Source organism: Halanaerobium saccharolyticum subsp. saccharolyticum DSM 6643 (assembly GCF_000350165.1).
Lineage (GTDB): Bacteria > Bacillota > Halanaerobiia > Halanaerobiales > Halanaerobiaceae > Halanaerobium > Halanaerobium saccharolyticum.
Map to the genome: position 1 here is coordinate 1 of NZ_CAUI01000009.1, position 15,227 is coordinate 15,227.

At 36.7% G+C, this 15,227-nt stretch carries 14 protein-coding genes, 1 pseudogene and 1 other annotated feature; all 15 genes and pseudogenes read left to right on the forward strand.

The genetic code is table 11. The features are described from left to right. Window positions 1-549: pseudogene (locus HSACCH_RS04505) on the forward strand (EF-Tu C-terminal domain-related protein); the annotation flags it as partial. 235 nt (window positions 550-784) lie between these two features. Further along, entirely contained in the window at window positions 785-934 is a 150-nt protein-coding gene (gene rpmG / locus HSACCH_RS13735) for a 50S ribosomal protein L33 (protein WP_014553844.1), read from the forward strand. A gap of 35 nt (window positions 935-969) precedes the next feature. Beyond that, window positions 970-1,173 carry a preprotein translocase subunit SecE gene (gene secE, locus HSACCH_RS04510; RefSeq protein ID WP_005488190.1) on the forward strand — a complete coding sequence of 68 codons (204 nt, stop codon included), beginning with the start codon at window positions 970-972 and terminating at the stop codon, window positions 1,171-1,173. A gap of 36 nt (window positions 1,174-1,209) precedes the next feature. Next, window positions 1,210-1,779 (forward strand): transcription termination/antitermination protein NusG, encoded by a 570-nt coding sequence (gene nusG / locus HSACCH_RS04515; protein ID WP_005488192.1) that lies wholly within the window; start codon window positions 1,210-1,212, stop codon window positions 1,777-1,779. A gap of 47 nt (window positions 1,780-1,826) precedes the next feature. Further along, window positions 1,827-2,249 (forward strand): 50S ribosomal protein L11, encoded by a 423-nt coding sequence (gene rplK, locus HSACCH_RS04520; RefSeq protein ID WP_005488194.1) that lies wholly within the window; start codon window positions 1,827-1,829, stop codon window positions 2,247-2,249. A gap of 104 nt (window positions 2,250-2,353) precedes the next feature. Next, window positions 2,354-3,058 (forward strand): 50S ribosomal protein L1, encoded by a 705-nt coding sequence (rplA, locus tag HSACCH_RS04525; RefSeq protein ID WP_005488195.1) that lies wholly within the window; start codon window positions 2,354-2,356, stop codon window positions 3,056-3,058. A gap of 42 nt (window positions 3,059-3,100) precedes the next feature. Next, window positions 3,101-3,233 (forward strand) — a sequence feature (ribosomal protein L10 leader region). Between the two features lie 39 nt (window positions 3,234-3,272). After that, complete coding sequence (rplJ, locus tag HSACCH_RS04530) at window positions 3,273-3,788, forward strand: 50S ribosomal protein L10 (protein ID WP_005488196.1); 516 nt, start codon at window positions 3,273-3,275, stop codon at window positions 3,786-3,788. Between the two features lie 23 nt (window positions 3,789-3,811). Then, window positions 3,812-4,180 carry a 50S ribosomal protein L7/L12 gene (rplL, locus tag HSACCH_RS04535; RefSeq protein ID WP_005488197.1) on the forward strand — a complete coding sequence of 123 codons (369 nt, stop codon included), beginning with the start codon at window positions 3,812-3,814 and terminating at the stop codon, window positions 4,178-4,180. Window positions 4,181-4,538: 358 nt separating this feature from the next. Further along, window positions 4,539-7,793 carry a DNA-directed RNA polymerase subunit beta gene (gene rpoB, locus HSACCH_RS04540; RefSeq protein WP_152415986.1) on the forward strand — a complete coding sequence of 1,085 codons (3,255 nt, stop codon included), beginning with the start codon at window positions 4,539-4,541 and terminating at the stop codon, window positions 7,791-7,793. 26 nt (window positions 7,794-7,819) lie between these two features. Continuing rightward, window positions 7,820-11,299: a DNA-directed RNA polymerase subunit beta' gene (rpoC, locus tag HSACCH_RS04545; protein WP_005488201.1), complete on the forward strand. Its 3,480-nt coding sequence runs from the start codon at window positions 7,820-7,822 to the stop codon at window positions 11,297-11,299. A gap of 223 nt (window positions 11,300-11,522) precedes the next feature. Then, window positions 11,523-11,765, forward strand: coding sequence for a ribosomal L7Ae/L30e/S12e/Gadd45 family protein (locus HSACCH_RS04550; RefSeq protein ID WP_005488203.1), 243 nt, complete (start codon window positions 11,523-11,525; stop codon window positions 11,763-11,765). 20 nt (window positions 11,766-11,785) lie between these two features. Then, window positions 11,786-12,157: a 30S ribosomal protein S12 gene (gene rpsL / locus HSACCH_RS04555; protein WP_005488205.1), complete on the forward strand. Its 372-nt coding sequence runs from the start codon at window positions 11,786-11,788 to the stop codon at window positions 12,155-12,157. A gap of 15 nt (window positions 12,158-12,172) precedes the next feature. Then, a complete protein-coding gene (gene rpsG, locus HSACCH_RS04560) occupies window positions 12,173-12,640 on the forward strand; it encodes a 30S ribosomal protein S7 (protein ID WP_005488211.1) in 468 nt (155 codons plus the stop codon). Between the two features lie 45 nt (window positions 12,641-12,685). Then, the gene (gene fusA / locus HSACCH_RS04565; RefSeq protein WP_005488212.1) at window positions 12,686-14,752 is read left to right on the forward strand and encodes an elongation factor G; all 2,067 of its coding nucleotides are present in this window, start codon (window positions 12,686-12,688) and stop codon (window positions 14,750-14,752) included. Between the two features lie 24 nt (window positions 14,753-14,776). Continuing rightward, a partial coding sequence (locus HSACCH_RS04570) for a GTP-binding protein (protein WP_040477108.1) occupies window positions 14,777-15,227 on the forward strand: 451 nt, incomplete at its 3' end.

The window sequence follows — 15,227 nt, forward strand, 5'->3', positions numbered from 1 at the left end:
TGCCTGTAGAGGACGTATTCTCAATTACAGGACGTGGAACAGTAGCAACAGGTAAGAATCGAAAGAGGAACTCTACATCCATCAGATGAGGTAGAGATTGTAGGAATCAAAGATACAGAGACAACAGTAGTAACAGGAGTAGAAATGTTCCGTAAGATGTTAGACGAAGCAGTAGCAGGAGATAACATTGGAGCATTATTAAGAGGTGTAAAAAGAGAAGACATCGAAAGAGGTCAGGTACTGGCAAAGCCAGGAAGTATTACACCACATACAAAGTTTTATGCAGAGGTATATGTATTAAGTAAAGATGAGGGTGGAAGACACACACCATTCTTTGATGGATACAGACCACAGTTCTACTTCCGTACAACAGATGTAACAGGAAACATTCAGTTACCAGAAGGAGTAGACATGGTAATGCCTGGAGATAACATTGAGATGACAGGAGAACTAATCACTCCAATAGCAATGGAAGAAGGACTACGTTTTGCGATCCGTGAAGGTGGTCACACAGTAGGAGCTGGAGTTGTAACTGAAATTATTGAGTAATTATAATGCTTAATATTAAAAGTTATTAAAACCTAAATTTAATTCCATAGGCATGTGCAGAGCAAACTGCACATGCTTTTTTTCTAAAAAAACATTGACATTGCTCTTTAAATATGGTAAATTAATTAAGGTTAACAATCAGGAAAATACCGTTCATTTTTAAAGAAGATATTAATTAATTTTTAAATATAAGTTTTTCAAGCAGTAACTGTTTGATTGAGGAGGTGGATTTACGGTGAGAGAAATTATTACATTAGAATGTACAGAATGCAAAAACCGCAATTACTCTACCAAAAAAAATAAAAAGAATACTCGTGATAGATTAGAACTGAAAAAATATTGTAAGTTTTGCAAGGAGCATACCCTCCATCGTGAAACAAAGTAGAATCATTAATACTTTAGCTGAGGAAGTGATTTAAGATGGCAAAAGAACTAGGGTTTTTTGGTAAGATATCTAAATTTTTTAAATCAGTTAAATCTGAGTTAAAAAAGGTTAATTGGCCTAACAGAGAAGAAATTACTTCAAATACATTAGTTGTAATTGTAACTGTAATTGCTTTGATAACATTTATTGGTTTAATAGATTTAACACTGTCTAATATAATTACTCCATTAATTTCGTAATTGAGGAGGTGAGGATTCTCTAGAGAATCCTTAAATATGACTGAAGAAAGTAAGTTTAATGAAGAACTCGAAAAGGCAAGAGAAGATGTTCCATGGTATGTTGTTCATACATATTCGGGACATGAGAGAAAAGTCAAGGCAAATCTTGAGAAAAGAATAGCTAGTACAGGTATGGAAGACAGCATTTTTAGAATTTTAGTTCCAACTGAAGAAAAAATAGAAAAGAAAAAAGGGAAAGATGAAGTAGTTAAAAAAAGAATTTTCCCTGGGTATATTTTATTACAAATGGATATGAATGATAAATCATGGTATGTTGTAAAAAACACACCAGGAGTTATTGGCTTTGTCAGTGGTGGAACCAAACCACTTCCTGTAGAAAAAGAAGAGGTTGATGCAATTCTGAGTAGTATGGGTGAAAAAGCTAAAAAAGTTTCTGTTGATTTTGAAGTTGGAGATCAAGTTACTGTTAAAGATGGTCCATTTGAAGATTTTGATGGTGTGATTAAAGAGATACATCCTGAACAAGGTAAGGCAAAAATTCTTGTTTCTATGTTTGGGAGAGAAACACCAGTTGAATTAGAGTTTGATCAATTCAAGAAATATTAAATTATGTTCTTAAATAGATAATTTTTTTGAAGAAAGGGGTGTTTTAAATGGCTAAACAGGTTATGACAGTTATCAAATTACAAATTCCTGGAGGACAGGCTAACCCTGCACCACCTGTAGGTCCAGCACTTGGACAGCACGGTGTTAATATTATGGAATTCTGTAAATCTTTTAATGCAAAGACTAAAGAAGATCAAGGAACTTTAATTCCGGTAGAAATTACAGTATATCAGGATCGTTCTTTTGATTTCATTACTAAAACTCCACCAGCTGCTGTATTATTAAAGCAGGCTGCAGGAATTGATACTGCTTCTGGAGAACCTAATGTTAATAAGGTTGCTACAGTAAGCAAAGATGATGTACAAAAGATTGCAGAAACAAAAATGCAGGATTTAAATGCTGGCAGCTTAGAAGCTGCAATGAGCATGATTGAAGGTACTGCAAGAAGCATGGGAATTTTAGTGAAGTAAATTTAAAAGCTATTTTAATTTAGTATATTAGATCTAAAAAATGTTTAAAAAGACGTATTTCAGTGGGAGGAAATTTCCGCTAATACCACAAAGGAGGAATAATAATGGCAAAAAGTAAACGTTATGCAGAAGCTGTAGAGAAGTATGATCGCGAAAAAATCTATGAACCTAAAGAAGCTTTTGGATTAGTTAAAGAACTTGCAACTGCAAACTTTGACGAAACAATTGAGCTTTCAGCAAGACTAGGTGTCAATCCTAAACATGCTGATCAGAATATTAGAGGGACTGTTGTTTTACCGGAAGGTACAGGTCAGGAAGTTACTTTAGTAGTATTTGCTAAAGGTGAAAAAGCCAAAGAAGCTGAAGAAGCTGGAGCAGATTTTGTAGGTGGCGAAGAACTCGCAGAAAAAATTGAAGGTGGCTGGTTAGATTTTGATTTAGCTGTAGCTACACCTGATATGATGAGTGTTGTTGGCCGTCTTGGTAGAATCTTAGGACCAAAAGGTTTAATGCCTAATCCTAAAGCGGGTACTGTTACTTTCGAATTAGAAAAAGCAGTAGCTGAATTTAAGGCAGGTAAATTAGAATACCGTGTTGACAAAACTGGTATTGTTCATTTACCAATCGGTAAAGCTTCTTTTACCGAAGAAGAACTTTTAAACAACTATCACAAAATCATGGATACTCTTGCAAAAGAACGTCCAGCAGCAGCTAAGGGTAAATTCTTTAGATCTTTAGCTATCTCACCAACAATGGGTCCTGGAGTTAAAGTTGATCCAGCAGCTACAATGTCTTTTATTGGAAGATAAAAAAAGTTTGACCTGTTAAGATTTTTATGTTATATTTATTTAGACAAGAAAATAACCTTTCCGAAGACAGCAGGGGCGTAATGCTTAAATTTCCTGCCGAGGGCAACTTTCTGCAAATATTATTTTTGCATTTATACCTCCTGACTGTCTTGCAGGAGGTTTTTTTAATTTAACAAGATTTATTTTAAGCTCATATTTTAAGGGGGGTGAAAATGTGGCAAGACCAGAAAAAGAAGCGGTTGTTAAAGAACTTACTGATAAATTTACCAGTGCAAAATCACTTGTAATTACAGACTATCTGGGTTTGAATGTTGCCGAAATGACTGAATTAAGAAGTAAGCTAAGAGAAGCGGGAGTAGAGTTTAAAGTAGTGAAAAACACTTTGGCTACTATTGCTGCTAATGATGTTGAAATGGACGAAATGACAAAATATTTCTCAGGGCCAACAGCTATTGCTTTTGGTGAAGAAGACGCTGTATCTCCTGCGAAAATTTTAGTAGAGTATGCTAAAGATCACGAAGTTTTGGAAGTTAAGGCTGGTCTTTTAAATGGTGAAATTATAGCTAAAGAAAAAGTGGAAGCTCTAGCAGAAATTCCATCCAGAGAAGAATTACTTGCAAAAGCTTTTGCAAGTATGAAAGCACCCCTTACTGGATTGGTCAACGTTCTGCAGGGTAATATCCGCGGCTTAGTACAGGTATTAAATCAAATTAAAGAAGAGAAAGCTTAAAAAATTTAAGGAGGATTATTATAATGAATAAAGAAGAACTGATTAGTGCAATTGAGGAAATGAGTGTTTTAGAATTATCTGAGCTGGTTGAAGAATTGGAAGAAAAGTTTGGTGTAAGTGCAGCAGCACCTGTTGCAGTAGCTGGTGGAGCTGGAGCAGCTGGTGGAGCAGAAGAAGAACAGACAGAATTTGATGTTTTCTTAGCTGATATTGGTGGCAAGAAAATTAAAGTTATCAAAGCAGTTCGTGAATTAACAGGTTTAGGTCTAAAAGAAGCTAAAGGTGTTGTTGATGACGCTCCTGGTAACGTAAAAGAAGGATTAAGCAAAGAAGATGCAGAAGAAATGAAAGAAAAGTTAGAAGAAGCTGGAGCAACTGTAGAACTTAAGTAATCTAGTTTTTAATATAGCAATTATGATGATAGTCCTGCTGTATATTATACAGTGGGGCTATTTTTTCATGATAAACCATGAGATTCTCTCTTTTATATACATTTATGCATTATCTTAATTATTTATATAATACATAACTTAAATATATAAAAATTATAAAGTTATAAAAAAAGTATTGTATTAATTATGGAGTTAATGACAAATGGAAAAAGATTGTAAATGGGAGAATTTCATTACGAAATCTCTTGACAAGAGATTTTTCCTGTGCTATCATTATTAGATGTCTATAAGGTAAATAAGAAATTGATTATTATGGGATAGTTTCAGCTAATTATTAGAATTTCCTGGGGGTGCAATGATGTCAACGGCAAGGGAAAGACACAGTTTTAGTAAAATTGATGACGCGATGGACTTGCCAGATCTGATTTATACACAATTAAACTCTTATCAGTGGTTTTTAGAAGAAGGATTGCATGAAGTTTTTAATGAAATTTCACCAATTGAAGATTTTTCTGAAAATCTGGTACTCGAATTTGTAGATTATTATTTAGAGGATCCCGAATACACAGTAGAAGAGTGTCGGGATAGAGATGATACTTACTCAGCTTCTTTGCAGGTTAAGGTTCGTTTAATCAACAAAGAAACTGGTGAAGTTAAGGAACAGGAAGTATTTATGGGTGATTTCCCACTAATGACTGATAAGGCGACATTTATTATTAATGGTGCTGAAAGAGTAGTGGTTAATCAGCTGGTTAGATCATCTGGTGTTTATTTTAGTGATGAAAGAACAAAAGATGGGCGACGCTTAATTACAGGTAGTATAATACCTAATCGCGGCGCTTGGATTGAATTTGAATATGATAAAAAGAGAATAGTCTCTGTAAGAGTTGATAGAACTAGAAAGCTTCCATCAACTGTTTTGTTACGCGCACTTGGTTTTGGTACAGATGCAGAAATCATAGATGAATTTGGTGATTCAGAAGTGCTGCATGACACTTTAGAAAGAGACAGTACAGAATCAAAGGAAGAAGCTTTAATTGAATTATATAAGCGCCTCCGTCCAGGAGAACCACCGACAGTAGAAAGTGCTACTAATCTTTTAGAATCATTATTTTTTGATCATAAAAGATATGATATGGCAGCTGTTGGGCGCTATAAATTAAATAAAAAATTAGAAGTAGATGTAGATAAAGATCGCAAATATCTGCATATCGATGATATTGCAGCAACTGTAAAATATATGATTAAACTAATTTATAATGATCCAGAAGCATATATAGATGATATTGATCATTTAGGGAATCGTCGTTTAAAAACAGTTGGTGAATTATTGCAGAATCAGTTTAGAATTGGACTTTCCAGAATGGAAAGGGTAGTTAGAGAAAGAATGACAATCCAGGATGTAGATGTAGTTACTCCTCAGGCTTTAATTAATACAAGACCTGTTGTTGCTTCCATCCAGGAATTTTTCGGAAGTTCTCAGCTTTCTCAATTTATGGATCAGACAAATCCGATGTCAGAACTTACTCATAAAAGAAGATTATCTGCTCTTGGACCTGGTGGTTTGAGTAGAGAAAGAGCTGGTTTTGATGTTCGTGATGTTCACCACTCTCATTATGGACGTATTTGTCCAATTGAAACACCTGAGGGTCCAAATATCGGTTTGATTGGTACAATGGGAACTTATGCTAAGACAAATGAATTCGGATTTATTATGACTCCGTATCGTAGAGTTGTTGATTCTAGAGTTACTGAAGAAATTGATTATTTAACTGCTGATGAGGAAGATAAACATATAATTGCACAGGCAAACGCAGCGATAGATGAAGATGGAAACTTTACAAATGAATTTGTTATCGCCCGTAAAAGAGGGGATATCCTTGAAGTTCATCCAGAAGATCTAGATTATATGGATGTTTCGACAAAGCAGATGGTTGGTGTATCTGCGGCAATGATTCCTTTCTTAGAAAATGATGATGCTAACCGTGCTTTAATGGGTGCGAATATGCAACGTCAGGCAGTTCCACTGATGATAACTGATGCACCGATGGTCGCTACTGGGATGGAATATAAGGCTGCTAAAGATTCAGGAGCAGTAATTGTAGCAGAAAAAGATGGAGAAATTGTTAGTGTGACTTCCAACAAAATAATGGTTAAAAATGATGAAGGTTTAATAGATAGTTATCAACTGATGAAATATAAAAGATCAAATCAGGGTAGCTGTATGAACCAAAAACCAATTGTTTCTAAGGGAGATAAAATTGAAGCTGGAGATATCATCGCTGATGGTCCTTCAACCGAAAAAGGGGAGATGGCTTTAGGCCGGAATACATTAATTGCTTTTATGCCCTGGGAAGGATACAACTATGAGGATGCTATTTTAATCAGTGAAAATTTAGTTAAAGAAGATTCATTCACCACAATTCATATAGAAGAACATGAGGCAGAAGCTAGGGATACAAAACTTGGGCCTGAAGAAATCACACGAGACATTCCAAATGTCGGTGAAAGTTCACTCAAAAATTTGGATGAACGTGGAATAATTAGGGTTGGAGCAGAAGTTGAAGAGGGAGATATTTTAGTTGGTAAGGTTACTCCTAAGGGAGAAACTGAATTATCAGCTGAAGAAAGACTTTTAAGAGCTATTTTTGGTGAAAAAGCTCGCGAAGTAAGAGATACATCCCTTAAAGTTCCTCACGGAGAAGAAGGTATAGTTGTAGATGTAAAAGTCTTTTCTCGTGAACAGGGAGATGATTTGAAGCCTGGTGTTAATCGCCTGGTTAGAGTTTATGTTGCTACAAAGAGAAAAATTTCTGTGGGAGATAAGCTTGCTGGTCGTCATGGTAACAAAGGTGTTATTTCTAGGATTTTACCAGAAGAAGATATGCCCTTCTTACCAAATGGGGATCCTGTAGAAATTGTTTTAAATCCCCTTGGTGTACCTTCGCGTATGAATATTGGACAGGTATTAGAAACTCACCTTGGTATGGCTGCAAGAGCACTGGGGATTTATACTGAAACGCCAGTCTTTAATGGGGCTTCTGAGGACGAGGTTGAAGATATACTGGAAGAAGCAGGTCTATCTAGAGATGGTAAAACTGTACTTTATGATGGTAGAACTGGAGAAAGATTTGAAGAAAGAGTAACGGTTGGAGTTATGTACATTTTAAAACTTCACCACTTAGTTGATGATAAATTACATGGTCGTTCAACAGGACCGTACTCTCTTGTTACACAACAGCCGCTTGGAGGTAAAGCTCAGTTTGGTGGTCAGCGTTTTGGTGAGATGGAAGTGTGGGCACTGGAAGCCTATGGTGCTGCTTATACATTACAGGAAATGTTGACAATTAAATCTGATGATGTTGTAGGAAGAGTAAAAGCCTATGAAGCAATTGTGAAAGGCGAAAACGTTCCTGATCCTGGTATTCCCGAATCATTTAAAGTATTGATTAAAGAGATGCAAAGTCTTGGTCTTGATGCAAGAATCTTTACTTCTGATGAAGAGGAACTGCAGGTTGCTGAAAATGAAGATGAAATGATGGAAACTGCACAAAAACTTGGATTAGATACAGACTTAAAATTAAGTCGTGATAATGATGATAAAGACGAATAATTCCAATATAGAAAGGGGAGAGACCCTTGTTAAATGTGAATAATTTCGATTCAATGAGGATCGGAGTTGCTTCTGCAGAGCAGATACGTGAATGGTCCCGTGGAGAGGTTAAAAAACCGGAAACAATTAATTATAGAACTTTAAAGCCAGAAAAAGATGGCTTATTCTGTGAGAAAATTTTCGGGCCAACCAAGGATTATGAATGTCACTGTGGAAAGTATAAGCGGGTCCGTTATAAAGGTGTTGTGTGTGACCGCTGTGGAGTAGAGGTAACCAGATCCAAAGTGAGAAGAGAAAGAATGGGGCACATAGAATTGGCTGCACCATGCACACACATTTGGTATTTCAAAGGTATCCCCAGTCGTCTGGGTTTGATAATGGATATGTCACCAAGAGCTTTAGAAAAGGTAATTTACTTTGTACATTATATTGTAACCGATCCTGGTGATACACCATTAAGTGAAAAGCAACTGCTGGCAGAGAGTGAGTACAGGGAAGCCAAAAGCAAATATGGTAATACCTTTAAAGCTGCTATGGGAGCAGAAGCTATTCAGGAACTACTGGGAAGAATTGATGTTGAAGCTGAAGTTAATGAACTAAAAAAAGAAGTCAAAGAGGCGAGTGGGCAGCGCCGTAAAAGAGCTGTTCGTCGTTTGGAAGTTATGGATGGCCTTTTAGATTCAGGTTTAAACCCTGCTAATCTTGTCTTGAGTGCTATTCCAGTTATTCCACCTGACTTAAGACCAATGGTTCAGCTTGATGGAGGTCGTTTTGCTACCTCTGACTTAAATGACTTATATAGAAGAGTTATTAATCGTAATAATAGATTGAAAAGATTACTAGATCTTGGGGCACCCGAAATCATTATTCGTAATGAGAAAAGAATGCTTCAGGAATCAGTTGATGCTTTAATTGATAATGGACGCCGCGGAAGACCGGTTACTGGGGCTGGAAACAGACCGCTTAAATCTTTAAGTGATATGCTTAAAGGAAAACAGGGTCGTTTCCGTCAAAACTTATTAGGTAAGCGTGTTGACTATTCTGGACGTTCAGTTATTGTTGTTGGTCCAGATCTTAAAATGCATCAGTGTGGTCTGCCAAAAAAGATGGCATTAGAACTCTTTAAACCATTTGTTATGAGGGGCCTTGTTGAAGAAGGACATGCTCATAATATTAAAAATGCTAAGCGAATGGTTGAAGATGTTGATGAAGCAGTTTGGGGGATTTTAGAAGAAGCTATTAAAGATCATCCAGTACTTCTAAACCGTGCGCCAACACTTCATAGACTTGGTATTCAGGCTTTTGAGCCGGTATTAGTAGAGGGTAAAGCTATCAAGCTGCATCCATTAGTTTGTCCTGCATATAATGCGGACTTTGATGGTGATCAGATGGCTGTCCACTTACCTTTATCTGTAGAAGCTCAGGCAGAGTCTCGTTTATTGATGCTGGCAACTACAAATATTTTGAATCCATCTGATGGAGCGCCAATTACTATACCAACTCAGGATATGGTTTTGGGAGTCTTTTACTTAACAACTATTAAAGAAGATCGTAAAGGTGCTGGAAAAATATTTGCTAATGCTAATGAAGCAATTAAAGCTTATGACACAGATCGTGTTCATATTCAGGCGCCAGTAAAAGTTAGATTAGATGGAGAAATTATTGAGACATCAATTGGTAGAGTTATCTTTAATGAAGCTTTACCAAAAGAAATTCCATTTTTTAATGTTCGTATCGGCAAAAGCGGTCTTGGAGATTTAATTACTGATCTTTACGAAGAAGTTGGTAATGATAAGACTGCTGAAACACTTGATAACATTAAAGAAATGGGTTATGATTTTGCAACTAGATCAGGTATTTCTATTGCTGTTAGTGATGCTGAAATACCACCATCTAAGCCAGAAATTGTTTCTAAGGCAGAAGATGAAGTACACCAAATTGAAAACCATTATCGCCGAGGCGCAATTACTGAAGATGAAAGATATCATAAAGTTGTTGATATTTGGAACAAAGCAAAAGATGATGTTACAGATGCACTTTTAGAAAACCTTGATGAAAGTAACAATATTTACATCATGGCTATCTCTGGTGCTCGAGGTAATACATCTCAGATTTCTCAGCTTGCTGGTATGCGTGGCTTGATGGCAGATCCATCTGGTCGAATTATTGATGTTCCAATTCGTTCCAGTTTCCGTGAAGGTCTGGATGTATTGGAGTATTTCCTATCTACTCATGGTGCTCGTAAGGGTCTGGCAGATACTGCTTTAAGAACTGCTGACTCTGGATATCTTACAAGACGTCTAGTTGATGTATCACAGGATGTTATTGTTAGAGAAGATGATTGTGGTACAGAACAGGGCATTCATGTTGAAGCAATTGGGCCAAAAGGAAAAAATGCTGTTGAACCATTATCAGAAAGATGTATTGGTCGTTATACCGCTGAAGAGATTGTAGATCCAGAAAGCGGAGAAGTTATTGTTGAAAAGAATACTCTAATTGATAGAAAGAAAATGGATCTGATCGACTCAGCTGATATTGATAGAGTTAAAATAAGATCTAATTTAACCTGTGAAGCGCAACATGGAGTTTGCCGTAAGTGCTATGGTCGTAACCTGGCAACAGGTAAACTTGTAGATATTGGAGAATCAATTGGTATAGTTGCAGCGCAGTCAATTGGTGAGCCTGGTACACAGCTTACTATGCGTACTTTCCATACCGGTGGTGTTGCTGGAGATGATATCACCCAGGGTCTACCTAGAGTAGAAGAGTTATTTGAGGGTAGAACACCAAAAGGTCAGGCAATAATGACTGAAAGAGAAGGTTTTGTAACTATAGTTGAAAAGAAAAACTCCAAACGAGTTGTAGTAGAAAATGAAGATGGTAAAAAGAAAACTTACAAGATTCCGTATGGATCTAAAATGATAGTAAAAGATGATGATTATGTTAAATCTGGTGATAAGCTGACTGAAGGTCCGCTTGATCCAAATGTACTGCTTAAGGTTAAAGGTGAAAAAGCTGTACAAAACTATCTTTTAGAAGAAGTTCAGAATGTTTACCGTTCACAGGGTGTTGAGATTAATGATAAACACATTGAGGTAATAGTTCGCCAGATGATGAAGAAGTTAAAAATTGTTAAGCCGGGTGATACTGATTTACTCCCTGGAAGTTTAGTTAATAGATATGATTATCGTAAAGCTAACGAGGAAGCTGCAGCGAACAATAATGAAACTGCTGTTGCTAAACCAGAATTACTTGGTATCACAAAAGCTTCACTGGCTACAGATTCTTTCTTATCTGCAGCATCATTCCAGGAAACAACAAGAGTGCTGACTGAAGCTTCTCTTGATGGAAAAGTTGATCCGTTATTGGGCTTAAAGGAAAATGTAATTATCGGTCAGCTAATTCCAGCAGGTACAGGAATGAACTATTACAGAGATATTGATGTAGTAAAAGAAGATGGAACTATGTTTGGAGATTTAACAGACGATCTAACTGAAGTTGATTAAAAGTTAAGATTGAGATAGATAATAGAAATTAATATTGAATTAATTATAAGAGTTTCTCCTTTATTGTTAGGTGAATTTGGACTGGAAAATGTGTTGAGTAGTTCTTAATTTACAATATCAATAAAAGGAGAAACTCTTTTTAATTTTTGCTTGACATGGAAGAGTAAAGCTGTTAAAATACTTAAGTGTGCTCAACAAAGTTTAATCTGGAGGTTTGGTTAAAATGCTAAGCGATAAATGCAGTGCTAAGCTGCTTGTTGGCAGTAAGCAGACTTTAAAAGCTATAGCAAACAATCAAGTAAAACAAATATTTTTAGCTAAAGATATTGACCAGCCTTTAAAAAAAGAAATACTTAAGGCTGTTAATGATAATAATATTCCTTTTGAGATTGTAGAAAGCAAAAATGAATTGGGTAGAATTTGTGGGATAGATGTTTCTGCAGCTTCTGCAGCTCTATTGAAATAATTGGAAGGAGGTGGGATTGCATGCCGACTATTAGTCAGTTGATTCGTAAAGGACGAGAAAAGACTAAAAAGAAAACTTCTGCTCCTGCTTTGGAGGGTTCTCCACAGAAAAGGGGTGTCTGTACTAGAGTATATACTGCTACTCCTAAAAAGCCGAACTCAGCTTTAAGAAAAGTAGCTCGTGTACGTTTAACTAATGGAAAAGAGGTAACAGCCTATATTCCAGGAATTGGACATAATTTACAGGAACACTCTGTTGTGTTAGTAAGAGGTGGAAGAGTTAAAGATTTACCAGGTGTTAGATATCATATTGTTAGAGGAGCACTCGATACAGCTGGTGTTGAAGACAGAAAACAGGGACGTTCCAAGTATGGTGTAAAAAAACCTAAATAAAAAGGGGGGATTATAGTGCGTAAAAATAGAGCAGAAAAAAGAGATGTTGTGCCTGATCCGGTATATGACAATGTTGTTGTCAGCAGAATTATTAATAAATTAATGCTAGATGGCAAAAAAGGACTGGCCGAAAAAGCATTTTACAGTGCTCTCGATATCATCTCCGAAAACACTGGTGAAGATGGTTTGACAGTTGTTAATGAAGCATTGGAAAATATCAAACCAGCTCTTGAAGTAAAATCAAGACGTGTTGGTGGATCAAACTATCAGGTGCCAGTAGAAGTTGATGAAGATAGAAAAAGAACTTTAGCATTACGCTGGTTAGTAACAGCAGCTAGAGCTCGTAATGAAAGAACAATGAGAGAAAGAATTGCTGGAGAAATCACAGACGCATATAACAATACAGGCGGCGCAGTTAGAAAGAAAGAAGAAGTCCATCGTATGGCTGAAGCCAATAGAGCTTTTGCACATTATAGATGGTAGTTTAGTTGCGTGATGTATATAATTTTTATATAAGGGGGGAGAATAGTGGCCCGACAATTTCCACTAGAAAAAACACGTAACATTGGTATTATGGCGCATATTGATGCAGGTAAGACAACTACGACAGAAAGAATTCTTTACTATACAGGTCGAGTTCATAAGATGGGTGAAACTCATGATGGTGCATCTGTTATGGACTGGATGGAACAGGAACAGGAAAGAGGAATTACAATTACCTCTGCTGCTACTACTTGTCAGTGGAAGGAAAATCGTATTAATATTATAGATACGCCCGGACACGTGGACTTTACAGTTGAGGTAGAGAGATCTCTTAGAGTTTTAGATGGAGCAATTGCTTTATTCTGTTCTGTAGGTGGGGTTGAACCACAATCCGAAACTGTATGGAGACAGGCTGATAAATATGGAGTTCCCAGAATTGCATTTGTTAACAAAATGGATAGAACTGGAGCCGATTTTTTCAGAGCTGTAGATATGATGAAAGATAGACTTGGTGCTAATGCAGTGCCAATTCAGCTTCCTATAGGAAGTGAAGATAGATTTGATGGTGTTGTTGACTTAGTAGAAATGGATGCTATTGTTTATGAAGATGAACTTGGTGTTAGTTTTGATAGGGTTGAAATACCAGAAGATATGAAAGAAAAAGCAGCAGAATACAGAGAAATTTTAATGGAAGTTCTGGCTGAAGAAGATGACGAATTTATGATGAAATATTTAGAAGGTGAAGTAAGTACTGACGACATCAAAAAATTATTACGTCAGGCAGTACTTAATGTAAATGTAATTCCAGTCTTGTGTGGATCTGCTTTTAAAAATAAAGGTGTACAGATGTTGCTGGATGCAGTTCTTGACTACTTACCTTCTCCAACTGATGTACCACCTATTGAAGGTCTTAATCCAGAAACAGAAGAAACTGAAGTAAGAGAAGCTTCAGATGACGCTCCATTCTCTGGTCTGGCATTTAAAATTATGTCTGATCCTTATGTTGGAAAGTTAGCTTTCTTCAGATCTTATTCTGGAACTTTGGAAGCAGGTTCTTATGTTTATAATGCAACAGCAGATATTCGCGAAAGAGTTGGACGTATCTTACAGATGCATGCTAACCGTCGTGAAGAAAGAGATGAAATATTTGCTGGTGACCTTGGAGCTTTAGTTGGTCTTAAAAACACAAGTACAGGTGACACAATCTGTGATCAGGATAATCCAATTATTTTAGAAGCAATGGAATTCCCTGAACCAGTTATTGGTGTTGCAATTGAACCTAAGAGTAAAGCTGACCAGGATAAACTTGGTGAAGCGTTACAAAGATTAGCAGAAGAGGACCCAACATTTAGAGTTCACACTGATGAGGAAACAGGACAGACAATTATTGAAGGTATGGGAGAATTACACCTTGAAGTTATTGTTGACCGTCTTTTAAGAGAATTTAAAGTTGATGCTAATATTGGTAAACCTAAGGTAGCTTATCGTGAAACAATCACTAAGAAAGTTACTGATGTTGAAGGTAAATTCATCCGTCAGTCTGGTGGTCGTGGTCAATATGGTCATGTTGTAATGGATATTGAGCCACAGGAAGCAGGCGCAGGATTTGAATTTGAAGACAAAATTACTGGTGGATCAATTCCACGCGAATACATTCCTTCTGTAGAAGATGGAATTGTAGAAGCTATGGAGAACGGTATTATTGCCGGTTATCCAGTAGTAGATGTCAAGGTAACACTTAATGATGGTAGTTATCACGATGTTGACTCATCTGAAATGGCATTTAAAATTGCTGGTTCAATGGGCTTCAGACAGGGCGCTAAAAGAGCTAAACCTGCTATTTTAGAACCTGTAATGAGTGTTGAAGTTGTAACTCCTGAAGAGTATATGGGAGATGTTATGGGTGATCTTAATGGACGCCGTGGTAAAGTTGAAGGCATGGAGCCAAGAGGTAATGCTCAGGTTGTTAATGCTAATGTACCACTTTCAGAGATGTTTGGTTATTCCACAGATCTTCGTTCTAAAACTCAGGGTAGAGCAACTTATACAATGCAGTTCTCACACTATGAGCAGGCACCAAAAAGTATAACAGAAGAAATTATTGGAGAATAGATAAATTTTCAAGGAGGAATAAAAATGGCAAAAGCAAAATTCGAAAGAAACAAACCACATGTTAACATAGGAACAATAGGACATGTTGACCATGGAAAAACAACACTAACAGCAGCAATCACAAATGTGTTGGCAAACTATGGTGGAGCAGAAGTAAGAGCATTTGATACTATTGATAATGCTCCAGAGGAAAAAGAAAGAGGAATTACAATTGCAACATCTCACGTAGAGTATGAAACAGAAGCAAGACACTATGCTCACGTAGATTGTCCAGGACATGCTGACTATGTAAAGAACATGATTACAGGAGCAGCACAGATGGACGGAGCAATTTTAGTAGTATCTGCAGCAGATGGACCAATGCCACAGACAAGAGAGCATATTCTTTTAGCACGTCAGGTTGGTGTACCATCAATAGTAGTATTCTTAAACAAAGCAGATATGGTAGATGACGAAGAGTTAATCGAGCTTGTAG

Excerpts from the sequence above, each read along its gene's own strand:
- HSACCH_RS04550 (WP_005488203.1), top strand. The coding sequence starts at position 11,523 with ATGCTAAGCGATAAATGCAGTGCTAAGCTGCTTGTTGGCAGTAAGCAG.
- rplK (WP_005488194.1), top strand. The coding sequence starts at position 1,827 with ATGGCTAAACAGGTTATGACAGTTATCAAATTACAAATTCCTGGAGGA.
- rplL (WP_005488197.1), top strand. The coding sequence starts at position 3,812 with ATGAATAAAGAAGAACTGATTAGTGCAATTGAGGAAATGAGTGTTTTA.
- rpoB (WP_152415986.1), top strand. The coding sequence starts at position 4,539 with ATGTCAACGGCAAGGGAAAGACACAGTTTTAGTAAAATTGATGACGCG.
- nusG (WP_005488192.1), top strand. The coding sequence starts at position 1,210 with ATGACTGAAGAAAGTAAGTTTAATGAAGAACTCGAAAAGGCAAGAGAA.
- rplA (WP_005488195.1), top strand. The coding sequence starts at position 2,354 with ATGGCAAAAAGTAAACGTTATGCAGAAGCTGTAGAGAAGTATGATCGC.
- secE (WP_005488190.1), top strand. The coding sequence starts at position 970 with ATGGCAAAAGAACTAGGGTTTTTTGGTAAGATATCTAAATTTTTTAAA.
- rpsL (WP_005488205.1), top strand. The coding sequence starts at position 11,786 with ATGCCGACTATTAGTCAGTTGATTCGTAAAGGACGAGAAAAGACTAAA.